The sequence below is a fragment of the Micromonospora sp. CPCC 206060 genome (genome assembly GCF_036906895.1).
Classification (GTDB): domain Bacteria; phylum Actinomycetota; class Actinomycetes; order Mycobacteriales; family Micromonosporaceae; genus Micromonospora.
Genome location: NZ_JBAKHU010000010.1, coordinates 51,549 through 73,261, shown reverse-complemented (window position 1 = coordinate 73,261; position 21,713 = coordinate 51,549). Strand labels below are relative to the sequence as shown.

The following is a 21,713-nucleotide window of genomic DNA, read 5'->3' as shown; positions in this document are numbered from 1 at the left end:
GCGATCGGTGGGAGTGTCGGTGGCGGATGGGTCGGCCGGTCCCCGGCCAGGGCCGACGGGCCCGGCGGACTGCTTCGACCGGTCCCTGCTGGTGCACTGCGGTCCCAGTCAGATCGCCGAGGCCGCGACCGTCGCCGACCAGCCGGGCAGCGGCCTCGTCATCACGGCTGCGGCCGACCGCCGGCGGACCTGCCTCGACCAGGCCCGTCGCCTGGTCCGGAGCGGCCGGTTCCCGCGCCCCCTCCTACTCGACGCCGGTCGGTACACGGGTGTAAGGCGCTGCGACGCCCGTACCCCGTTCAGTGACTGGTGGATCGACAGCCAGCGGGAGCTGGGGCTGCCCGTGCTCACCGACTCGGGGTACGTCGCCGCCGGTGACGCCGCCGGCCTGTGGCACCTGCTCCAGGCCACGGCGCGGCTGGGCGACGCCATCGCCCTGCTGCCCCTGCACATCTCCTGGCTGACCCGTACGGATGCCCGGCGGACCCTCACCCGTTACGTCGCGCTCGCCGGGGTTCCGGTGGCACTGGTCCTGGAACATCCGGCGGACCCGTTCGCGGAGCCGGGTGCCGTCGAGGGCCTGCTGGAGGTCCTCGACTGCGGGGTACCGGTACTGCTGCTGCGCTGCGACATCTCGGCGCTCGGTGCGCTCTGCTGCGGAGCGACGGCGGCGGCCGTGGGCACCGTCCCCGCGCTGCGCCACCTCTACCCGGTGCCGCCGGTGTCCGGCCCGGCGCCCCGGGTCGGCCGGCCGTCCGCCATCGTGGGGCGGTGCCTGGCGTACCGGCGGACCGATGTCATCGCCCGCACCCAGGCCCTGTTCCCGGAGGCGGGACTGTGGACGTGTGACTGCGAGACCTGCGACGGTCGGGACCTGAGCTGGATCGACCGGCAACCGCAGCACCGCCGGAGCCTGCTCGCCTTCCGGCACTCGCTGCGGGTGCTGTTCGACCTGCGGGACGGGATCTTCCGGTCCAACCTGCCGAACAGCCGGCTGAGCTGGTACTCCCGCTGCCGGGACGCCATCTGGCGGCACGCCGACGTGCGGTGGCCGGTGCCCGGGATGTTGCGCCGCTGGGAGGCGGCCCTCCCGGCGCTGCCGGTCACGCGACTGGAGCGGCTGGACCGGCAGCGGCCGATCGCGTTGCCTGCTGACCGGCCGTTGCCGGTCGCGTTGCCTCCCGTCCCGGCCGCTGCCGATCACCCCGCCGGCGGGCCGGGACGGGAGTAGCGTGGGCACGGGGGCGGGAAGGGGACGCCATGACAGCGGGTGAGCAGGTGCTGGACAGCCCGGAGGGCTGGGTCGCCGAACACATCAACCGGTACGTCGCCACTGGCGGCGCCGAGGGGCACGAGTGGCGACCGGGGGTCTTCACCCTGTTGCTGACCACCCGGGGCCGGCGTTCCGGCAAACTGCGCCGCACGGCCCTGATCTACGGTCGTGACGGCGACCGGTACGCGGTCGTCGCCTCCCAGGGTGGTGATCCCCGGCATCCCGCCTGGTACCTGAACCTGCTGGACGATCCGCAGGTGGAGGTGCAGGTGGGTGCGGAGACCTTCCGCGCCGTGGCCCGAACCGCCGACCCGGCGGAAAAGGCCCGACTCTGGCCGGTCATGACGGCGATCTGGCCGGCGTACGACGGGTACCAGGCGAGGACCGACCGGGACATTCCCGTCGTGCTGCTGGAACGCGGGTGATCTGACCCGGCTCCCCCGTGCGAGGGAGGTGTTCCCCTCGATGGCGGGAGCCGGGCATGCGCCGTCGCCGGCAGGCTGGGCGGTATGACGACAGCCGTGCGACCGGCCCTCCCGGCTCACGGCGCCGGTTCACCTGCTCAGGTGTGGGGAATGGTGATCGCGATGGTCGCCCGCCCGCGCCGTACGCGCCGACGGCGCCGGGGGTGCGGTCGGTGAACGGGGGCGGGCCGGCCGTGGCACCCCGTCCGGTCGGTCCGGGGCTCGGCGGGGACCGGAGAGGTCCCCGCCGAGCCGCGCATCCCAGGGGCGACCAGGTCAGCAGGCCCAGGGCAGCGGGTACCGGTCGTCGCTGCCGGGCAACGTGGCGGTGCCGCCGGCCGCCATGCAGACCAGGACCTCCGTCGGGGTGTCGGTGACCCTGATCTGCCGGACCGCGCCGGCCGGCAGGATCAGTGCCTGGCCGGCGCGTACGACCTCGGTGCGGTCGGCCACGGTGACGGTGAGCGCACCGCTGACCGGCATCCACACCTGTTCCCGGTCGATCGTGTGCACCGGGCCGGTGGCGCCGGTTGGCATCCGTACCCGCCAGGTACTCAGTTCGTGGCTGCCCTGGCTCGGGGCCGCGAGCCCGCTGATCGTCCCGCCCGGGGAGGTGGTCGTCCGGGCCTCGGTCTCGTCGACAATGTTCATCGTCACTCCTGAGTCAAGCGTCTTTACTCGCTGGCCCGGCTGAGTAAAGCGGCTTGACTCGCGTGTGTCAAGATGTCCCCATGCCCGACGCCGACCCGCTTGCCGACGCCGAACTCACCTTCCTGCTGGGGATGGGCTTCCAGCTCGTGCTCGGCGAGTTCGTCGAGCGGGTGGCCGCCGCAGGGTACGCCGATCTGCGGCCGGTGCACGGCATGGTGTTCCAGGTGCTCAAGGGCTGCGGGGCGACCAGCAGCGAGCTGGCCGAGCGGCTCGGGGTGACCAAGCAGGCCGCCGGGCAGATCGTCGACGACCTGGAGCGACGTGGGTACGTCCGTCGCGAGCCGCACCCGGACGGTGGGCGCCGCCGGCTCGTCCTCCTCACCGACGCGGCGGTCCGGCACCTGGCCGTCGCCGGTCAGGTGCTGCACGGACTGGAGAGTGAACTGGCCGACCGGCTCGGCGCCGCCGACCTCGCCCGGCTCCGGGAGGTGCTCGCCCGGCTGATCCGCGACCGGTCGGGCGACCGGCCGCCGCCACTGCGTCCGGTCTGGTGACGCGCCCCGTCCGGTCTGTGGGCGCGGCTGGGACAGTTTGTCCGTCGCGCTGCGTGGATGCTGTCGTAACTTTCTGCTGACCGATCCGTAGTCCCCGATGGAGGGTCCCCAGATGATCAGCAGCTCCACCCGCACCGTCCGGTACGCCGGCCAGGGCGACACCAGCGAACAGCCGGGGGAGGTGCTCGGCGAGATCCCCCTCCCGCCGTACGTGACCGGCGAGGACGCCCAGTTCGCCGTCCGGGCGGTGGTCGTGCATGCCCCCCGTCGCTGGTCCGGCGGTACGGTCTGCCGCAACGACGCTGCTCCGTACCCGTGCCGGCTGAACCGTTGGGGGCGGCGGGTCCTCGCGCTGCGCGGGCTGCGTCCCGCCGAGATCGAAGCGCTGATCGAACACGGCGACCCGGCCGCCGTGGTGGGTCCGGCCGGACGGCCGGTCGCATGACGGCCGAGGCTCATCCGCGTACCCCCGGACCACGCCGGCCCGTGGTGGCCGTGCCCGGCCCGGGCCAGCCGGCGGACGCGGTGACCGAGGTACCCCGGTTGCCGGACGCGCCGTCCGGAGCAGCCCGTCCGGAGGAAGCCGGTTCCGCCCCCCGGGGCAACGTACGTCGCTGGGTGGTCCACCTGCCCACCACGGTGACCAGTCTGGACGCGGCGATGTCCCTGGTCGAGCGGATTCGGGACTGCCTGGGGCATGTGGATGTGATCGACTTCGGTGCGGCCACGCTCTCCGACAAGGACCGGTTGATGGTCCGTCATCAGGTTTTCTGCGACCGGCCGCTGGATGACCTACGGCGCTGCGGACTGCGCCACGAGCACGCTGGCGTCTGCCGGGGCAATGAGGACGGTTAACAAGGGCCCCTTCCTATACCGAAAGCGATAAGAAGGGGCCCTTCCTTACATCTCAGCAGGCGGAGGGTTTCACCCAGGAGCATTCGATGTCGGCGGACGGGGGCGTGGCGTTGTCGGGCGCGCGGTCCGGTACGCGGCGGGCGCCGGTACCGCCCGGGGCCGCTGCGCCGGAGCGTTCGGTGTACCCGGCGAGCGTCACCGCGATCTGGTCCTCGATGCTCTTCACCGACGAGGCGAGGTAGTTGTTCAGCACGATGGAGAAGGCCAGCAGCCGGCCGTCGGCGTCGGTCACATAGCCGGACAGCCCGGATACCCCGGTCAGGCTGCCGGTCTTGGCGTGCACGTTGTCCGCCGCGGCGGTGCCCCGCATCCGGCTGCGCAGCGTACCGCCGACGAAGCGTTCCGGGTTGCCGGCGACCGGCAGGGCGCGGTACCAGGTGTCGAACCAGGGTTCGGCGCGGACGGCGACCAGCAGGTCGACGAATTCGGCGGGCGGGACCAGGTTGCGTCGGGAGAGCCCGGAACCGTCCCGTTGGCGCAGCGTCGCGGTGTCCATCCCGGCGCGGGCGACGTACCCGCTGATCGCGGCGATCCCGGCTGGCCAGGTGCCCGAGCCGGAGACGACCCGACCGATCTCCTTGGTCAGTACCTCGGCGTGGCCGTTGTTGGAGAGCTTCATGAACGGCACCATCAGCTCGGCCAGCGGCATCGAGTCGTGCCGGGCCACCGGCCGGGCGTTCTCCGGCGTGGCCCGGCCGAGCACGGTCCGCCCGAGTACCTGTACGCCGTGCCGGCGCAGTGCCGAGCGGAACACGTCGGCGGCGTACCCGGTCGGCTCCCAGACGGTCATCCAGTCGCTCTCCGGTGCCGCGCCGAGCGCGATCTGCCCGGTGACCACGATGGTGTTGGTGCCGTGGGTCCGCTCGAACGACACGGTCGTCGGTCCGGTCGGCACGGTGGTCGCCCGGTTGTCGATCCGGACGTACCCGGTGGCCGGGGTCAGCGTCACCACCGGGGGCGCGCCGGCGGTACCGGCCGGGGCGGCGTTGACGATGACGGTGCCGGCGTCGTAGTCGGTGTCCGGGGCCACGGTCAGCGCGGAGACCTGCGCGGCGTAGTAGTACGACTCGTCGTCCCAGGTCCAGTCCGGACCGAGCCGGGTGGGGTCGTAGCGGGTGTCGTCGGCGACGAGGTTGCCGGTGACCACGCGGACGCCGGAGCCGGCCACGTCGGCGGCCAGCCGGTCGTAGTCCGCGGCGAGCATTGTCGGGTCGCCGCCGCCCCGTAGGTAGAGGTCACCGTTGACCAGGCCGGCCCGGTGGGCTCCGGCCAGGTGCACGTCGGTGGTGAAGCGGTGGTCCGGGCCGAGCAGTTCCAGGGCGGCGGCTGCGGTGAGCAGTTTGGTGTTGGATGCCGGGACCAGGCGGCGGTCACCGTTGCGGCTGTAGAGGGTGCGGCCGGTGGCGGCGTCGGCCACCACCACCCCCGCCTGGGCGCCGGTCAGCCGGGCGTCCGCCAGCAGGTTGTCCAGAGTCGAGGTGAGCTGGACCAGGGCCGGGGGTGGGGCCTCGGCGGTGGCCGTCGGTGCGCCGGCGGTCGCGGCGGATCCGACCAGCGCAACCAGGGCGAGGGTACGGACGAAGAGGCGACGATGCATGGGCAGATGCTGCCATGAAGGTATCTGCCAACGCATAACATGACGCGAAGGTTTTTTCCAAGACGGTGGTGGCCGGGATCAGGCGGAGCGGGGCTGCTGCGGTGGCTCCTCCGGCTCGCCCCGGTAACCCCGCCCCACGCTCAGGATCACGGGGGCGACGGCTGCGGCGAGCGCACCGCCGAGGAGTGGGAAGACGACGAACACCCAGAGTTGGCGCAGTGCCGTACCGCCCTCGAAGAGTGCCGGTCCGAGCGACCGGGCCGGATTGACAGAGGTGCCGTCGAGGGTGATCCCGACCAGGTGGACGACGGCCAGGGCGAGGCCGATGGCCAGTCCGGCGAAACCGGCGTGCTCGACCCGGCTGTTCACCACCAGCACGACCAGGACGAAGAGGAAGGTCAGGACGCCCTCCAGCACCATCGTCCCACCGAGGTTGATGTGCTTGCCGTAGCCGTTGGTGCCGAGCACACCGGTCTGGTCGACCACGGCGCCCCAGCGGGTCAGGCCCCACAGGATGAACCCGGCGGCGGCCGCGCCGAGAAACTGGGCGATCCAGTAGGCCACCGCCCCGACCGGCGAGATCTTGCCGGACAGCAGTACGCCCAGGGTCACCGCCGGGTTGACGTGGCTGCCGGAGAGCGGGCCGATCGTATAGACCAGCGCCAACATGATGAAGCCGAACGCCAGGGCGACCACCACCACGCCGCCCTCCTGCCGAGCCGCCACCGCACTGCCCACGCCGAAGAAGACCAGCAGCAGCGCGCCGAGGAATTCGGCGGCATAACGGCGTGAATCGTCCATTACGCCATGATAGGTGTGATTTGCAGGTGGTGCGGGAACTCCGGTGGATGGCCGGGCCGCCCCCGGGCAGGCCGGGTGAGAAGAGCCCGTTCCGTTTGACGGATCGGCCGGCAGCGGGCAACGTGGGGGTCGAGGGCCCGTTCGCTGCCCGTCCCGTCGACCGCGTACGACCTGCGGCGACCGTCGTCTCCCGCCGTGTGCTCGTGAGCGGGCTGAGCCAAGCCTGCACCGACGACCGCGAAACCGAGATACCACGAGGAGTCCGAGATGCTCACCATGACCGACAACGCCGTGCTCGTGATCCGTGACCTGACCGCCCAGCAGTCGGTACCCGAGGTGGGTGGGCTCCGGATCGCCTCCGATCCCGGCGCCGGGTCGCTCTCCATCGAGCTGGTACCGCAGCCGGCCCAGGGCGACCAGGTGGTCGACAGCAACGGGGCCCGGGTGTTCCTCGACTCCGGCGCGGCGGAGCTGCTCAACGGCACCTCGATGGACGCCGAGGTCGACGACGAGGGCGTCATCCAGTTCGGTTTCACCGAGAAGGCCTGAGCCGTATCAGCCAGCAGGATCGGGACGACATCAGCCAGCAGGATCGGGACGACCCGGCCGGCGCGGCCGGGAGGACCGGTGGCGTCAACCGGCCCGCCGGTCCTCCCCGCCCCGGGGTGGCCAGCTAAACCGGCCGCCGCGGGTTGCCTGCCGGCCCGGACGTCCGTCGCCGGACCGCCGTACGCCGGGCGACTCGGAGCCGGGCCCCGGCTGCCGACCCGGTGTCGCCGGCCGCCGTAGGTCGGTCAGCACCTGGGCCAGGTGGTGCGAGGTGCTCCACGCGGTCCAGTTGCTCGTCGACCCCGGGCCCGCCGCATGCCGGGCCCGGCGCAGGATCTCGTGGTCGCCCCAGGAGAACCCGGCGCCGGCCGGCGGCCAGTACGGCGCGGACACCAGGGTCCGGCACAGATCGGTGAACCGGTGGTCACCCCGGCCACCGCGGCGCGACCACCGGTAGATCCACCAGGTCTCCTCGGCGGTGTAGGCCATGGTGGGCAGCCGGTCGGCGGGTACGTCGAACGTCGGCAGCGCGGACCGTACGCCGTAGTCGCCGAAGTCCACCCGGAGATCGGCCAGGCGCTGCCAGAGCAGCCAGTCCCAGCGGGGCAACCGGGCCGCCTCGTCGGTCGGCAGCATGCCGAGGGTGGGCGGCATCGCCCCAGCGGTCACGGTCACCGAGCGCCACGCGTGCCGGTGGGCCCAGCCGACCAGCCGGCGGGCCCGGGGCTCGGCGGTCCGCACATCCGCCGCGCAGCAGACGTCGGCCAGGTCGATGACCAGGTCGCACTGCTCGGGTACCAGGCCGGTAAGCCGCCAGATGCGTTCCACCGATCCGGTGGCGGCGTCCGGCCCGCCCCGGTCGGACCGGGCCCGTAACCGCACCACGGCCCGACGGAACCAGGCCCGACTCGCCTCGCCGTGCCGGGCCAGCCGCTGGTCGCTCTCCGCGAGCCCGATCACCGGCAACAGGGGTACGCCCCAGCGGGCCAGGTCGGGATCCGGTACCCCGCCGGGATCGACCCCGACGACGAGTCCACCGGGGAGCCGGGCGCGCAGGTCGGCGGCGATGTCCGGCGCGGTCCGGCCGGCGGGGATCTCCAGTAGCGGGGTGAGCAGCGGTACGCTGCTGCCGTCCAGGTGGCCCAACGCGTCCAGCTCGCCGCGTCCACCCTGGAGTATCGGACGGTAGAGCGGTTCCGTCCGGTCGGTGTGGCCGGGCCCCATACCTAAATCTAGCCATCCATCGGCGAATGTCACAGAGTGGATGCGTTGCGGGACGGGCCGGAATTCGCGCGACCGACCTGCTGGCAGGTCGTAGCATCGACCGATGCCCGAGGCACCCTTCCGATACCGATCCCCTGACGAGGACAGCGCCCGGTGGAGCGGGTTCCCCTTCCGGGACGGGGACATCGTCATCAGTACCCGGTCGAAGAGTGGTACCACCTGGGCACAGATGATCTGCGCGCTGCTGGTCCTGCAGACCTCGGAGCTGCCGGCGTCGCTGACCACGCTGTCGCCGTGGCTGGACTGGCTGGTGGAGCCGCGCGACGAGGTGTACGCCCGGCTCGCCGCCCAGCGGCACCGCCGGTTCATCAAGACCCACACCCCGTTGGACGGGCTACCGCAGGATCCCCGGGTGACCTACCTGGTGGTCGCCCGGCACCCGCTCGACATGGCCGTCTCCCTCTACCACCAGGGTGCCAACATCGACCGGGCCCGCCTGGCCGAACTGACCGGTCAGGCCGCGACGGCCGGGCCACCGCCGCGTCGCCGGGATCCCCATGAGTGGCTGCTCTCCTGGATCGACCGGGACGTGGATCCGCGCGAGGAACTGGACTCCCTGCCCGGGGTGCTCCTGCACTACCGGGACGCCTGGGCCCGGCGTGCCGAGCCGAACGTGGTGCTGATGCACTACGACGACCTGTCGGCGGACCTGGCCGGCCAGATGCGCCACCTGGCGGACCGGCTCGGCATCGAGGTTCCGGCACCGGTCTGGCCGCAGCTCGTCGAGGCGGCGACCTTCGACCGGATGCGCCGCCGGGCCGACCAGGTCGTGCCGGACCCGTTCGGCGTGTTCAAGGACCGCGACGCCTTCTTCCGCCGGGGCGGCTCCGGCGCCGGGCGGGAGCTGCTCAGCGCCGACGAGCTGGCCCGGTACCGGGCCCGGGTGGCCGGGTCGGTGCCGGCGGACCTGCTGGACTGGCTGCACCGGGGCCGCTGACCGCCCCCGGCGGGCTGACCTGCTCGGTGCGCTGACGAGGCGGGGCGCCCCCGATGGTATCGGGAGCGCCCCCGCGCCGGTCGGACGTCCGCCCTCAGTCGTCGTCCCGGTCGTCATCGTCATCGTCGGTGTCGTCCCGGTCGTCGTCGGCCGGCTCCTGCTCCGCCTTGACGATCGAGCCGTCGTGCCGGTCCACCTCGATCTCGTGTTCGGTCGTGCCGTTGAGGATCTCCACACTCCACACGTCGCGGTCGTGCTCCCGCTCCGCCTCGATCTCGGTGATCTGCCCGCCACCGGCCCGGGCCAGGGCGATCTCACCGGCCCGCTGCGGACTGACCTGGTCACCGGCCGCCGGGTCACCGGTGGCCGGGGCGGTGCCGGTCGGCACGGGAGCGGTGGAGGCAGGGCCGCCGGGCGTGGGACCGGTCGCCGACGGGGCGACCGACGGCTGGCCGTCCGGCGTGGGGGCGACCGTCGCGGCGGCGAGCGCGGGCCGTCCACCCTCACGTCCGGCCGTGGTGACGCCGAGGGCGGTACCGGTCACCGCGAGGACGGCGGCGGCGCCGGTGGCCGCCACGATCAGGGACGTGCGCTTCATCGTTACCTCCGATGGTCTCCGTGACTACCTCTGGAGCATTCCCGGTCGGCGGATAGCGGTGCGCTGTGTGGACCCTAACGCCCGGTTAAGGTTCCCGTACCCGGTCAGCGGGGCGGTCCGAGGTGCAGCCGTACGACGGCACCGCCGGTGGTCCCGGTACCCAGCTCCAGCCGGCCGCCGCTGGTCTGCGCCGCCCGTCGGGCGATGTCCAGGCCGAGCCCGGTGGAGTCGTTCCCGCTGACCCCCCGCCGGACCAGTCCCGGTGGTATTCCCGGTCCCTCGTCGGCCACGGTCAGCACCACCCGACCGTCCTGTGGGGCGAGCCGGACCTGGAAACCGGTCCCGTCCGGGGTGTGTGCGAAGACGTTGGCGAGCAGCGCGTCCACTCCGGCGGCCAGGTCGTCGGCGGCCACCCCCACCGGCAGCGGGCCGCCGGCCAGGTCCAGGGTCACCGTGCGACCGGTGTCCTCGGCGAGTACCGACCAGAACGCCACCCGCTCGCCGACCACGGTCGCGGCGTCGCAGGTGGCTGTGGTCGGCGGTGCGGCCCGCCAACGGGCCTGCCGGATCAGGCCGGTGACCGTACGCTCCAGTGCGTCGACCCCGGCGGTGATCCGGGCCACGTCGTCGGGATCGCGCAACGACTCGGCCTCCAGCCGGAGCGCGGTCAGCGGGGTCCGCAGCCGGTGGGACAGGTCGGCCACCTGCTCGCGTTCCTCGCGGAGCAGCACCTGGATGCGGTCGGCGAGGTGGTTCAGCGCGCCGGCCACCTCCCGCAGCTCCGTCGGGCCGGCCGGGGTCGCCCGGGCGGTCAGCTCGGCGTTGGCGAGCCGGTGGGAGACCCCGGAGAGGGCCACGATCGGCCGGACCAGGCTGCGGGCCAGCCGGTCGGCGACCAGCAGGCCGAGCAGGAGCAGCAGTACGCCGAGCGCCGCCAGTACCAGCCAGGACCGGGCGACGCCGCTGGTCAGTTCGGTCTCGTCGACCACGGTGCGGATCACGGTGGTGCCGCCGGGCCGGCCCTGTACCGCGATGACCACCTCGCGTCCGTCGTCGGTCCGGGCGGTCAGGCTCTGTCCCCGCGCGGCGAGGGCCACCGCCGGGGTACGGCCGGCCGGGGCGCCCAGCACCGACCCGTCGGGCAGGAAGATGCTGACCGGGCGCCCCGACTCGGCGATGAGCTGCTCGACGGTGAGCCGGACGGTCTCCGGGTCGGCGGTACCCACCACCGGGACGAGGCCCTGCACGTCGGCGGTCGCCCGGACGGTGGCCCGGTCCTCGGCGACGGTACGCACCAGCAGCGCCAACGGGACCAGGAAGGCGATCACGGTCAGGCAGGTGGTGGCCGCGACGAGCAGCGCCAGCCGCCGCCTCACCGGCCCGGCTCCGGTGCGTCCAGGCGTACCCCGACCCCGCGCACGGTGTGCAGGTAGCGCGGCTGCTGTGCGGTTTCCCCGAGCTTGCGGCGCAGCCAGGACAGGTGGACGTCGACGGTCTTGTCCGCTCCGCCGTACGGGATCTGCCACACCTCGGTGAGCAGTTCCCGTTTGGTCACCACCTGACCGGCCCGGGTGGCGAGGTGGTGCAGCAGGTCGAACTCACGGGGGGTGAGTCCGACCGGGACGCCGTCGAGGCGTACCTCCCGGGCACCGGGGTCGATGACCAGCCCGCCGACGACGACGTTGCGCTCTGCGGTGCCCCCGGCGGGGGCGGAGCGGCGCAGCACCGCCCGGATCCGGGCGTCGAGTTGCGCGGCGGTGAAGGGTTTGACCAGGTAGTCGTCGGCGCCCGCGTCGAGTACCCGGACGATCTCGGTCTCGTCGTCACGGGCGGTGGCCACGATGACCGGTACCCGGCTCACCGCGCGCAGCATCCGCAGCAGTTCGCGGCCGTCGAGGTCGGGCAGACCGAGGTCGAGGACGACCAGGTCGGGCCGGTCGTCGAGGGCGTCGCGGAGGCCGTCCATCGCGCCGGTCGCGGCGGCGACGGCGTGTCCACGGTCGCGGAGTGCCCGGAGCAGGGGGATCCGGATGGTCGGGTCGTCCTCGATCAGCAGCAGGCGGGCCACCCTCCGCAGGTTAGCCGGTCCGGGTGGGGCGGCCGACGACGTTAACCGTCCGTTAGGGGTGACCGGGCCGGGTCTTAGTTGAGGGTCGGGCATAGTCGGGGGATGGGTCGCCGTACGCTCCTCGCCGTCGTGGGCTGGTTGGCCGCCGCCGTGCTCGCCACCGGGATCGGGCTGGGCGCGATCCGGCTGGTGGGGGAGAGCATCACCGGTACGCCCGGCGGGGTGCGCGATGCCGCCGAGGTCGAACGGGCGCTGGCCGGGTCGCCGGAGCCGACCCTGGATGCCGGATCCCCGTCCGCCGGGCCGACCGGCCCGGGGGTGGACTCGGGTGCCCGGCGGTCGTTTGCGACGCGGGGCGGCAGCGTGGTGGCCGAGTGTGCCGGGCGGGAGGTCCGGCTGGTGTCCTGGGCGCCGGCGCAGGGTTACCGGGTCGAGGAGGCGGACCGTGGCCCGGACGACGACGTGGAGGTCACCTTCGACGGCCCGGGTGGACGCTCCGAGGTCAGGATCGTCTGTTCCGGGGGCGTACCGGTGATCGGCGCGGACGACTGAGGCAGCTTGCTGGATGATAGCTGAGCTTTGCTCGCTTTTCTGGCCTACTGTCCAAGATTGTACAAATTTGCCGCTGGCCGGTCGGTGCTCCGGCGGAATAACCTATGGACATAAATAAGTATTGATCGTGCTCAAAGGGAGAACCTGGGCAGATCAGTACCGGGCGGACCCTTCTCTCGCGGATCCCGCCACCCCGTCCACGCAAGGAGCACCCCATGTCCGACAAGTCCCAGCAGTCCACCGATCAGATCCACGACCAGCCGCCACCGACCGAGGCCGAGCTCGGCGAGGCCGGCGCCGCACTCGTCCCCGCCACCGTCTCCGGCATGCCGCCCACCGCACAGGTCTTCTTCGCGGTGGTCGAGTCCACCGGGCTCCTGGTCCGCGGGTTCGGTGCCGTCGCCGCCGCGCGCATCGCCGTCGGCACCTACGTGGTCACCTTCAGCCACGACATGACCCGCTCGGCCTTCGTCGCCACCACCGGGCTCACCGGCAGCGTCGGGTCACCGCCGGACGGCCGGGTGGTCGTGGTCGGCCGGTTCGGGGTGCCGAACGCCGCCTTCGTGCAGACCCGGGACGGGGCCGGCAACCTGGCCGACCGCGCCTTCCACATGGTGGCCGCCTCGTGACAGCCACCCGTTGACGGTCCGCCCCGCTGGTCCCCGTCGTGGCCGGTCCCCCTGGTCGGGCCGTGGCGGGGACCGGCCCTTTCCCACCTCCGGCCGGCGGACGGGGAACGGACGGTCGGCCGGGTCCGGACACGAGCGCGCGGCGGCGCCCGACCGTAGTCGTCGCGTCGCCGCGCTCTGGCCGTCTCCCACCACCGCAGCCCTTGCGGCGGTACGCCGGCGGGGACCTGGCTCGACCGGTACCGTCCTGCCGGTCCCGAACTCTCTTCCCGCTGACACCGGGGACAAACCTGGTGGTGAGGCAGGTTCCGTCGGTGCGTGACCGGATGCTCCGCCGGGTAAGACGGCCCCATGGAGCATTTCACTATCGCCACCGTCGCCGAGAAGAGCCCGGACTTCCGGCGGGTGCTCTGGACCGGGAAGCAGACCCAGCTCGTCGTCATGACCATCCCACCGGGCGGTGAGATCGGCGAGGAGGTCCACGAGGGCACCGACCAGATCCTCACCTTCGTCAGCGGGGTGGGCGAGGCGCGGGTCGCCGGCGAGAAGAAGCCGGTGGCCCAGGGCGACCTGGTGGTCGTACCGGCCGGCACCAGGCACAACTTCGTGAACACCGGCCCGAACCCGCTGGTGCTCTACACCGTCTACGGGCCGCCGGAGCACGCCGACCAGGCGGTGCACCGGAGCAAGGAGGAGGCGGACGAACTGGAGGCGGCCGGCAAGGACGAGCCGCCCACCGCCTGAGGCGTCGGTTTGCGGTACGCCGGGACGGGTACGCCACGGCGTGCCGCAGCGTCCGCAGATCGCCGACTACGGCTTCCTGTCGGACTGCCGTTCGGGTGCACTGGTCGGCCCGGACGGCTCCGTCGACTGGTGGTGCCCGTCCCGGTTCGACAGCCCCTCGGTCTTCGGGCGGATCCTCGACCCCGCCGCCGGATACTGGTCGCTGGCTCCGGCCGGAGTGGGCCGGCCCGGGTACCGGGTCCGCCGGGAGTACCACCCGGACACCCTGGTGCTACGGACCGTGCACGACACTCCGCAGGGCAGTGTCGCGGTGACCGACGCGCTCGCCGCGCAACCCGGTGCCCGGGGCCACGAGCTGGGCATGAACTCCCCGGCGGTGCTGCTGCGGGTCGTCGAGGGGCTGCGCGGGACGGTACCGATGTGCAGCGAGTTCGTGCCCCGGCCCGAGTACGGTCTGCTCACCCCGTACCTGCACGGGCGGCCGGGCGGCACGGTGCTGGCCGCCGCCGGACCGGTCACCCTCACCCTGCGGGCGGCCGGGGTGCCGTTGTGCCCCGGGGACAGCCGGGTGGTCACCCCGTTCCAGGTCTCCGCCGGTCAGGTGATCGGTTTCGACCTGTCCTACGCCCCGGCCTACGGGGAGCCGCCGGCCGTGCTGGAGCCGGTCGACGCCCTGGCCGAGACGGTCCGGGCGTGGCAGGCGTTCCGGCAGACGCACCGCTACGACGGGCGGTACGCCCCACTGGTCCGGCACAGTGCGACCGTCCTGCAGGGGCTGACCTACGCCCCCAGCGGCGCCGTGGTGGCCGCGCCGACCACCTCGTTACCCGAACTGATCGGCGGGGACCGCAACTACGACTACCGCTACTCGTGGCTACGGGACTTCGCGATGACCCTACGCGCGTTCTGGGTGGCGGCCTGCCCGGACGAGGCGTCCCGGCTCTTCGCCTGGGTGGCCCGCTCGATCGGTCGGATCGGGTACGCCCCGGTGCCGGTGCTGTTCGGCCTGGCGGGGGAGCGGGACCTTTCCGAGCGCGAACTCGACCACCTCGCCGGGTACGCGGGCAGCCGGCCGGTCCGGGTCGGCAACGACGCCTGGCGACAGCGCCAGCTTGACGTACCCGGAGAGGTGATCTCGGCGGTCTGGCAGCTGCACCACCTGCTCGGTGCGGAGCTGGACGTCGAACTGCGGGAGATGGTGATCGACCTGGCCGGGCAGGTCGCGGCGACCTGGCACCTGCCGGACCGGGGGATGTGGGAGACCCGGGACGCCGACCGGCACTACGTGTCGTCCAAGGTGCTCTGCTGGGTGGCCCTGGACCGGGCGGTCCGGCTGGCGCCCCGGCTCGGCGACCGGGCCGACCCGGCCCGGTGGGCGCGGGTCCGGGACGAGATCCGGGCCGCGGTGCTGGAGCAGGGCTGGAACGAGCGGGTCGGCGCGTACACCGGATCGTTCGGCTCGCCCGAACTGGACGCGTCGGTGCTGTTTCTCCCGGTGGTGCACTTCCTGCCGGCGGACGACCCCCGGATGCGTGCCACCATCGGCGTCATCGAACGGGAACTGGGCACCACCGACGGACTGGTCCGGCGCTGGTCCACCGATCCGGCCGGCTTCGTGCTCTGCTCGTTCTGGCTGGTCGAGTGCCTGGTGATGGCCGGCGAGTACGAGCGTGGTCGGGCGTTGTTCGAGAAGGTGGTCACCCGGGCCAACGACGTGGGCCTGTTCGCCGAGCAGGTCGACCTGGACAGCGGTGCCCAACTCGGCAACATGCCCCAGGCGTTGTCCCACATCGGACTGATCAACGCGGCCTGGCGCCTGACCGATCCGTCCACCGTGTAACGCTCCGTGGTGACTGCCGGCCCCGGGACCATCAGGTCCCGGGGCCGGCGCCGTCCGCGGCCCCGCCGTCCGCCGGTTCAGTGCACGTCGATGCGCAGCCACTGTCGACTGCGTTCGCCCGGTGAGTACCGGCTGTCCAGCCGCTTCGCCACGATGCCGGGCAGCCCCTGCTCCCGACTGGTCGCCAGGGCGTACCCACCCCCGCCGGTGAAGTGCGGCGGGGTCTGCCAGTGCGGGCCCGCCAGCGCCAGCCCGTCGAGCAGTTCCCGGCGCTGCGCGTAGGTCAGGTCCAGGCTGGTGATCCCCTCCAGCCAGAGCAGGTCGAAGATCAGGTACTGGACGCCGGGGTCGTCCGGCCCCCGCCGGGCGGAGCGGGTACCCCGGCGCCGCCCGCCGTCGGGTGGTCGCACCGGGTGCACCCGGCCGGCGGCGTCGACGTCGACCAGCACCCCGTCCAGCACCATCTCGGCCGGAGCCAGCTCCTCGGCCAGGTCCCGTAGCTGCGGGTACGCCGAGGTGATCTCCTCATCGTCGTCGGCGAGCAGCCGCAACCGTCCGCCGGAGAGGTAGGCGACCGCGCGGACCCCGTCCCAGCGCAGCTCGTACCCCCACCGGTCGTCGTCGGCCGGCAGTTCCGCCGCCGGCACCGGGTGCATCGGCCGGACCAACTCGGGCATGCTGCTCCAGCCGGGCGGGGCCGGGTCCAGCCGGCGGACCATCCAGTCCCGTTCCCCGGTGGCGAACAGCACGTACCGGCCACTGGTCCGCTCCCCGGCCAGGGTCACGACCACCTCGTCGTCACGCCATTTCTCGCAGGTGTAGGTGCCCCGGTCGTGGATGGTCATCCGGCCGCCGCCGTACTCGCCGGCCGGGATCTCACCGGTGAAGTCCAGGTACTCCAGCGGGTGGTCCTCGGTGTGCACCGCCAGGTGGTTACGGCCCGGGTCCCGGGGCAGCCCCCGGGGCACCGCCCAGGACGCCAGTACCCCGTCGCGTTCCAACCGCAGGTCCCAGTGCAGCCGGCGGGCGTGGTGCTGCTGGATGACGAACCGGTCCCGGCCCCGGCTGCGGCGGGGGGTACGCGCCGGGACCGGTTCCGGGGTCCGCGCGGCGTCCCGCCTCCGCCGGTACTCCCGCAGCCGGTCACTCATGACCGCATTCTCTGGCAGGTCGGGCCGGCTCGCAGCGCGCCCGATGATCCGGGACCGCCACGCGCATGGTGGCCCGGTCACCGGGTACCAGGGTCGGCATGACGAACGCTGCGCAACCCGCCGTCGACCTGCCCGGCGGTACCCGGATGCCGCTGGTCGGCTTCGGGACCTGGCAGGCGAGCGGTCGGGCCGGGTACGACGCGGTCCGGACCGCCCTGGACATCGGCTACCGGCACCTCGACACGGCCACCATGTACGGCAACGAGGCCGAGGTGGGCCGGGCGGTCCGGGACAGCGGGGTGCCCCGCGAGGACATCTTCATCACCACCAAACTGCCGCCGGACCGGGCGGGCCGGGAACGCGCGACGCTCCAGGCGAGCCTGACCGCACTGGACACCGGGTACGTCGACCTGTGGCTGATCCACTGGCCCCCCTCGGCGGGGGAGAGCGTCGACGTGTGGCGGGAGTTCCTCGCCCTCCGGGACGCCGGGCTGGCCCGGGCGGTCGGCGTCAGCAACTACTCCACCGGCCAGCTCGACGAGCTGATCGACGCCACGGGGGAGACCCCGGCGGTCAACCAGATCCGGTGGAGCCCGGGACTGTACGACCCGCAGCGGGCCGCCGAGCACCGGCAGCGCGGCGTGGTGCTGGAGGGGTACAGCCCGTTCAAGACCACCGACCTGACCGACCCGGTGCTGACCCGGATCGCCGGGGCGCACGGCGTCACCCCGGCGCAGGTGGTGCTCCGCTGGCACGTCGAGCACGGCTTCGTGGCCATCCCCAAGTCCGTCACCCCGGAGCGGATCGCCACCAACTTCGACGTCTTCGGGTTCTCGCTCGCCCCCGACGAACTCGCCGAGATCGACGCGCTGGCCGGGTGAGCCGTGGGGCCGCCCCGAGGGGCGTCACGCGGCGGTCCAGCATACCTCCGACTCGCGGCCTGTCGAGCTGCACCGGCTGTGCCAGCACACGACGGCTGGCTGCCAGCCGGGCTGACACCGGCCACCTGTCTCCGCCCGGCGGTATACCGGTTGACCGGCCTGATCTGATCGGCGGATGACCGATGACCGGACCCGTTACCGGGCCGTCGAGGAGCAGGTGTTCGCCCACCACCGCGCCGGGCGGTACGCCGAGGGCGCCGCGCTGGCCCGCGCCGCCGTACCCGGTCTGCCGGGCTGGCGGGCCGACCTGGCGCACGCGGTGGCCTGCCTGCTGGCCCTGGCCGGTCGGCCGGCGGAGGCCTTGGCCGAGCTGATCGAGGCGCTCGACGCGGGGGCGTGGTGGGACCGGCGGCTGCTGGTGACCGACGACGACCTGGCCGGGCTGCGGACCCTCGACGGGTTCGACCGGCTGGTCGAGGTGGCCCATGGCCGGGCGTCGGCGGCGGCCGGAAAGCCCGTACCGCCGGTGGTCCGCCGCCCGGCCGGCACCCCGGTCGGGGTACTCGTCGCGCTGCACGGTGCCGGCGAGGAGGCGCCGGACGCGGCCCGGTGCTGGGCGGCGGCGGTGGACGCCGGCTGGCTGCTGGTCGCGGTCACCTCTACCCAGCGCAGCACGCCGACCTACCGCTCCTGGCCGGACCACCGGATCGGGGTACGCGACATCGCGTCCGCCCTGGCCGCCGTCGATGCCTCCGGGCTGCCGCTGGTTGCCGCCGGCTTCTCCGCCGGGGGCCGGCAGGCGGTGCACTGGGCGCTGACCGGGCCAGCGGTGGCGTTCCTGGTGGTGGGGCCGGCCCTGCGGCCGGGACAGTTCGGCGCCGACCTGACCGGTCCGGCGGTCCGGCGCGGGCTGACCGGGCGGGTGCTGCTCGGCGATGCCGACGACGAGGTACGCGACGACGCGCTCACCTCGGTCGCCGAGCTGCGGGCGGCCGGCCTGGACTGCGCCCTGGACCGGGTACCCGGGGTGGGGCACACCTTCCCGGTCGACTTCGCCGACCGGCTGCCCGCCCTGCTCGCCCCGTACGCCGGGCGCCGCGTTGCCCGGCAACCGGCGGGGCCGATAGGTTCCCCCGAATGACGAGGATTGCCTTTCTCGGCCTGGGGCGGATGGGTGTGCGGATGGCCGGGCGGCTCGTCGCCGCCGGTTACCAGGTGACGGTGTGGAACCGCACGCCGGAACGGGCCACACCGCTGGCGGAGGCGGGTGCCCGGGTGGCGGCGACGCCGGCTGCGGCGGTGGTCGGAGCGGAACTGGTGATCACCATGTTGACCGGCCCGGAGGCGGTCGAGGCGGTGCTCTTCGGCGCCGACGGGGCGGCCGGCGCGCTGGCCGACGGTGCCGTACTGGTCGACATGTCGACGATCGGTCCGGACGCGGTGACCGCGCTGGCCGGGCGGCTACCCGCCGGGGTGGCTTTCGCCGACGCGCCGGTACAGGGCAGCACGCCGGCCGCCGAGGCCGGTGAGCTGACCATCCTCTTCGGCGGCGAGGAGCACATCCTGGACCGGGTACGCCCGGTGTTGGCGGTGCTCGGCTCCGTGCAGCACACCGGTCCGGTGGGCAGCGGGGCGGCCGTGAAACTGATCGTGAACATCGCGCTCTGTTCGTCGTTCGCCCTGGTCGGGGAGGCACTGGCGCTGGGGGACCGGCTCGGGGTGGGCACCGAACAGACCCTGGAGGCCCTCGCCGGTACTGCGGTCGGCAAACTCGTTCCCCGGGTCCGGGCCCGGTTGGCCGACCCGGAGCTGCCGACCCAGTTCTCCCTCGGCCTCGCCGAGAAGGATCTGCGACTGGCGTTGGCCAACGGCGCCCGCGCCGACGGGGTGGTCGCCGGGGCCGCTGCCCGGTACGCCGCCGGTCTCGATGCTGGCCTCGGTGACCGGGACATCAGCGCCCTGCTGGCCCACCTGCGCCAGGCCGGTGCCTGACCCGGCCCGTGCCACCACCTGCGGCTGCGGGGTCTGGGCCGACGGCTGAGGAGGCCGACCGACGGCGCAGGGGCGAATCGCCGTAGGCGACCCGCCCCTGCGGTGGGATGGGCGGTCCGGTGCGGGTCAGGCCCGGGTGCAGGCGAGCCCGTTGAGCGCGAAGTTGGTCGGCGCGGTGTGGCTGCCGCTCAGGCTTGCCTGGTAGCCGAAGCTGACCGTGCCGCCGGGGTTGATGGTGCCGTTGTAGTCGACGTTGCGGGCGGTCACCGCCGAACCGCTCTGGTTCACCGTGGCGCCCCACGCCCCGGTGATCTGTTGCCCGCTGGGCAGGTTGTAGGTGAGCGCCCAGCCGTTGACGGTGCTGGCGCCGGTGTTGGTGATCTTGATGTCGGCGGTGAAGCCGTTGTTCCAGATCGACGTCGCGGCGTACGCCACCGTGCAGGACGAGCCGGCCGGCGGCGGGGTGGTGGTCGGCGGCGGGGTGGTCGGGTTGCCGCCGCCACCGCCGTTGACCGAGGCGGAGAACGAGTTGACACCGAGCCCGGCGCCGCCCTGCCACGGCTCGAACCCGGCCTGGATGCTGGTCAGGTACCAGGAACTGGTGATCGCACCCCGGTTACGGACGTCGTTGATGAAGTCGAGCACGCTGAAGTTGAGGCTGCTGATCGGGGACGGCGCCAGGTAGGAGATCACGTTGTTGGCGCCGTTGCTGCCCTGCCAGACCTCCCAGCTGCGGCCGACCAGGTTGGTGTTGCCGACCCGGGAGCCGATGGGCTGGATCGGGCCCTGCCGGTTGAGCCAGATCATGATTTCCATCTGGTTCACCCCGTTGGTCTTCGGGGTCGGGTCGAGCCAGATGTCGTACGAGGCGTTGTAGGTGGCCCCGCTGACGTAGTGGTAGCTGATTTCGCTGGTGGCGCTGCTGATCTGGCTGACCTGCATGGGCAGGTTGGTGCCGGGGGAGCAGTTGGTGTAGTGGCAGCCGACGTAGATCGACGGGTACGACACCGGGGCGCCGTTGGTCGGCGACACGCCGTCCTGCCGGGTGATCGAGAAGCCGGTGCTGGTCACGTTGATGCACTGGGTGGCGGTGGTGCCCCAGCGATTGTTCTGCACCACGTACCGGTGCTGGATCGTGGTGGAGCCGTACTGGTCGCAGATCTGGGTGTCGGCCGATGCGTTGCCGCCGAGTGCGACGGCGACCAGTGAGCCGGCGATGAGCAGACCAGCCGCCGCGATGGCACGGATGGGACGTCTCATGGTGCTCCTTGGGTCGGGGATGGGCCCCGAGCAGGCGGGGTCAGGTGCGGGAGCGCTCCCATATTATAGCGACACATTTACATGTCCCTTGCTCAAGCGCAACTGCACCGGTTAGCGATTCTCGGTGAGTGGTTCAGGATTCTGAACGGCGTACCGGATTCAGCTCGCGGAGAGCAGCGCCCGGGCGGCCCGGACCTGACCGGCGGCCTCCCGCAGCGCGGTCACCACCCGCTCCTGGATCCCCGCCGAGAGCCGGGCCACCGGGATCGACAGGCTGATCGCGTCCACCGCCGGCTCCGCCAGGGGTACCACCACCGCGAAGCAGACGATGCCCTCGGTGTTCTCCTCGTGGTCCACCGCGTACCCCTGCGACCGGATGGTGGCCAACTCGGCGTGCAGCTCCCCCGGATCGGTGATGGTCCGCCGGGTCAGGGCCGGCAGCGGCCAGCTGAGCATCCGGTCCACGGCCTCGTCGGGGCGCTCGGCGAGCAGGGCCTTACCCAGTGCGGTGGCGTGCGCCGGGAGTTGGCGCCCGATCGCGCTGTACAGCCGCAGCGGATGCACCGACTCGCGTTTGGCCAGGTAGACGATGTGCGCCCCGTCCAGGCGGCCCAGGTGCACGGTCTCGCCGAAGCTGGCCGAGAGCTGGTCGAGCACCCCGCCCAGCAGGCCGGTGGTGTCGTCGGCCTCCAGGTAGGCCGCGCCCACCTGGAGGGCGCGGACGCCGAGGGAGAACCGGCTGCCGGTCGGGTCCGCCTCCACCCAGCCGCGCTGGGTCATGGTCCGCAGGATGCCGTGCAGGCTGCTCTTCGGGATTTCCAGAGTCCGGGCCAGCTCGACCAGCGAGCGCCCCGAGGGCGCGGCGGCCAGCGCCTCCAGCACGTCCAGCGCACGACCGGCCGACTTCACCGGCTGGAACGCCTCACCCGTCGTCATGGCGTCACTCTAGCGGGATTGACAGTGCCCGTCGCCC

General features: G+C 72.9%; 24 protein-coding genes. 14 read left to right on the top strand and 10 right to left on the bottom strand.

All coding sequences use genetic code 11. From position 1 onward, the window contains the following. Positions 1-19 precede the first annotated feature (19 nt). Positions 20-1,231 (top strand): hypothetical protein, encoded by a 1,212-nt coding sequence (locus V6U90_RS10455; protein WP_334433952.1) that lies wholly within the window; start codon positions 20-22, stop codon positions 1,229-1,231. 29 nt (positions 1,232-1,260) lie between these two features. After that, complete coding sequence (locus V6U90_RS10450; RefSeq protein ID WP_334433950.1) at positions 1,261-1,698, top strand: nitroreductase family deazaflavin-dependent oxidoreductase; 438 nt, start codon at positions 1,261-1,263, stop codon at positions 1,696-1,698. Positions 1,699-2,013: 315 nt separating this feature from the next. Here V6U90_RS10450 and V6U90_RS10445 read toward each other — a convergent pair whose 3' ends face one another. Continuing rightward, positions 2,014-2,388, bottom strand: coding sequence for a cupin domain-containing protein (locus V6U90_RS10445; protein WP_334433948.1), 375 nt, complete (start codon positions 2,386-2,388; stop codon positions 2,014-2,016). 80 nt (positions 2,389-2,468) lie between these two features. Here V6U90_RS10445 and V6U90_RS10440 point away from each other — a divergent pair, with 80 nt between their 5' ends. The 3 genes from V6U90_RS10440 (at position 2,469) to V6U90_RS10430 (ending at position 3,797) form a co-directional block, all read left to right on the top strand. Beyond that, the gene (locus tag V6U90_RS10440) at positions 2,469-2,942 is read left to right on the top strand and encodes a MarR family winged helix-turn-helix transcriptional regulator (protein ID WP_334433946.1); all 474 of its coding nucleotides are present in this window, start codon (positions 2,469-2,471) and stop codon (positions 2,940-2,942) included. A gap of 112 nt (positions 2,943-3,054) precedes the next feature. Next, complete coding sequence (locus tag V6U90_RS10435; RefSeq protein ID WP_334433944.1) at positions 3,055-3,387, top strand: hypothetical protein; 333 nt, start codon at positions 3,055-3,057, stop codon at positions 3,385-3,387. After that, a complete protein-coding gene (locus V6U90_RS10430) occupies positions 3,384-3,797 on the top strand; it encodes a hypothetical protein (RefSeq protein ID WP_334433942.1) in 414 nt (137 codons plus the stop codon). Before V6U90_RS10435 ends, V6U90_RS10430 begins: the two co-directional genes overlap by 4 nt. A gap of 52 nt (positions 3,798-3,849) precedes the next feature. Here V6U90_RS10430 and dacB read toward each other — a convergent pair whose 3' ends face one another. Both dacB and V6U90_RS10420 read right to left on the bottom strand, forming a co-directional pair. Then, the gene (gene dacB / locus V6U90_RS10425) at positions 3,850-5,454 is read right to left on the bottom strand and encodes a D-alanyl-D-alanine carboxypeptidase/D-alanyl-D-alanine endopeptidase (RefSeq protein WP_334433940.1); all 1,605 of its coding nucleotides are present in this window, start codon (positions 5,452-5,454) and stop codon (positions 3,850-3,852) included. A gap of 78 nt (positions 5,455-5,532) precedes the next feature. Then, on the bottom strand, positions 5,533-6,255 hold the full coding sequence (locus V6U90_RS10420) for an MIP/aquaporin family protein (RefSeq protein ID WP_334433938.1): 723 nt from the start codon (positions 6,253-6,255) through the stop codon (positions 5,533-5,535). A gap of 267 nt (positions 6,256-6,522) precedes the next feature. Here V6U90_RS10420 and V6U90_RS10415 point away from each other — a divergent pair, with 267 nt between their 5' ends. Continuing rightward, positions 6,523-6,804, top strand: coding sequence for a HesB/IscA family protein (locus tag V6U90_RS10415; RefSeq protein WP_334433936.1), 282 nt, complete (start codon positions 6,523-6,525; stop codon positions 6,802-6,804). 84 nt (positions 6,805-6,888) lie between these two features. Here the strand turns inward: V6U90_RS10415 and V6U90_RS10410 are convergent, their stop codons facing one another. Further along, positions 6,889-8,028 carry a beta family protein gene (locus V6U90_RS10410; RefSeq protein WP_334433934.1) on the bottom strand — a complete coding sequence of 380 codons (1,140 nt, stop codon included), beginning with the start codon at positions 8,026-8,028 and terminating at the stop codon, positions 6,889-6,891. 103 nt (positions 8,029-8,131) lie between these two features. Here V6U90_RS10410 and V6U90_RS10405 point away from each other — a divergent pair, with 103 nt between their 5' ends. Continuing rightward, positions 8,132-9,025, top strand: a complete 894-nt coding sequence (locus V6U90_RS10405; protein ID WP_334433932.1) for a sulfotransferase domain-containing protein — start codon at positions 8,132-8,134, stop codon at positions 9,023-9,025. Between the two features lie 94 nt (positions 9,026-9,119). Here V6U90_RS10405 and V6U90_RS10400 read toward each other — a convergent pair whose 3' ends face one another. From V6U90_RS10400 to V6U90_RS10390, 3 genes are all read right to left on the bottom strand, one after another. After that, positions 9,120-9,623, bottom strand: a complete 504-nt coding sequence (locus V6U90_RS10400; protein ID WP_334433930.1) for a PepSY domain-containing protein — start codon at positions 9,621-9,623, stop codon at positions 9,120-9,122. A 104-nt stretch (positions 9,624-9,727) separates the two neighbouring features. Further along, positions 9,728-10,999: a sensor histidine kinase gene (locus tag V6U90_RS10395; protein ID WP_334433928.1), complete on the bottom strand. Its 1,272-nt coding sequence runs from the start codon at positions 10,997-10,999 to the stop codon at positions 9,728-9,730. After that, complete coding sequence (locus V6U90_RS10390; protein ID WP_334433926.1) at positions 10,996-11,691, bottom strand: response regulator transcription factor; 696 nt, start codon at positions 11,689-11,691, stop codon at positions 10,996-10,998. Before V6U90_RS10390 ends, V6U90_RS10395 begins: the two co-directional genes overlap by 4 nt. A gap of 102 nt (positions 11,692-11,793) precedes the next feature. Between V6U90_RS10390 and V6U90_RS10385 the strand changes: the two genes are divergently transcribed. From V6U90_RS10385 to V6U90_RS10370, 4 genes are all read left to right on the top strand, one after another. After that, complete coding sequence (locus V6U90_RS10385) at positions 11,794-12,243, top strand: septum formation initiator (protein WP_334433924.1); 450 nt, start codon at positions 11,794-11,796, stop codon at positions 12,241-12,243. A 215-nt stretch (positions 12,244-12,458) separates the two neighbouring features. Continuing rightward, positions 12,459-12,872: a hypothetical protein gene (locus V6U90_RS10380; protein WP_334433922.1), complete on the top strand. Its 414-nt coding sequence runs from the start codon at positions 12,459-12,461 to the stop codon at positions 12,870-12,872. A gap of 351 nt (positions 12,873-13,223) precedes the next feature. Then, positions 13,224-13,616: a cupin domain-containing protein gene (locus V6U90_RS10375; protein WP_334433920.1), complete on the top strand. Its 393-nt coding sequence runs from the start codon at positions 13,224-13,226 to the stop codon at positions 13,614-13,616. Between the two features lie 40 nt (positions 13,617-13,656). Beyond that, on the top strand, positions 13,657-15,456 hold the full coding sequence (locus V6U90_RS10370) for a glycoside hydrolase family 15 protein (protein WP_334433918.1): 1,800 nt from the start codon (positions 13,657-13,659) through the stop codon (positions 15,454-15,456). Between the two features lie 77 nt (positions 15,457-15,533). Here V6U90_RS10370 and V6U90_RS10365 read toward each other — a convergent pair whose 3' ends face one another. Next, on the bottom strand, positions 15,534-16,607 hold the full coding sequence (locus V6U90_RS10365) for a DNA polymerase ligase N-terminal domain-containing protein (RefSeq protein WP_334433917.1): 1,074 nt from the start codon (positions 16,605-16,607) through the stop codon (positions 15,534-15,536). 98 nt (positions 16,608-16,705) lie between these two features. Here V6U90_RS10365 and V6U90_RS10360 point away from each other — a divergent pair, with 98 nt between their 5' ends. The 3 genes from V6U90_RS10360 to V6U90_RS10350 all read left to right on the top strand — a co-directional run bounded on the left by V6U90_RS10360 (position 16,706) and on the right by V6U90_RS10350 (position 19,480). Continuing rightward, positions 16,706-17,488, top strand: a complete 783-nt coding sequence (locus V6U90_RS10360) for an aldo/keto reductase (RefSeq protein ID WP_334433915.1) — start codon at positions 16,706-16,708, stop codon at positions 17,486-17,488. Between the two features lie 175 nt (positions 17,489-17,663). Continuing rightward, entirely contained in the window at positions 17,664-18,629 is a 966-nt protein-coding gene (locus V6U90_RS10355; RefSeq protein WP_334433913.1) for a hypothetical protein, read from the top strand. Further along, on the top strand, positions 18,626-19,480 hold the full coding sequence (locus V6U90_RS10350; protein ID WP_334433911.1) for an NAD(P)-dependent oxidoreductase: 855 nt from the start codon (positions 18,626-18,628) through the stop codon (positions 19,478-19,480). Before V6U90_RS10355 ends, V6U90_RS10350 begins: the two co-directional genes overlap by 4 nt. A gap of 126 nt (positions 19,481-19,606) precedes the next feature. On the opposite strand, the gene V6U90_RS10345 is transcribed toward V6U90_RS10350, so the two are convergent. Both V6U90_RS10345 and V6U90_RS10340 read right to left on the bottom strand, forming a co-directional pair. Then, positions 19,607-20,740 (bottom strand): GH12 family glycosyl hydrolase domain-containing protein, encoded by a 1,134-nt coding sequence (locus V6U90_RS10345; protein WP_334433909.1) that lies wholly within the window; start codon positions 20,738-20,740, stop codon positions 19,607-19,609. Positions 20,741-20,899: 159 nt separating this feature from the next. Next, complete coding sequence (locus tag V6U90_RS10340; protein WP_334433907.1) at positions 20,900-21,676, bottom strand: IclR family transcriptional regulator; 777 nt, start codon at positions 21,674-21,676, stop codon at positions 20,900-20,902. Between the last annotated feature and the right edge of the window lie 37 nt (positions 21,677-21,713).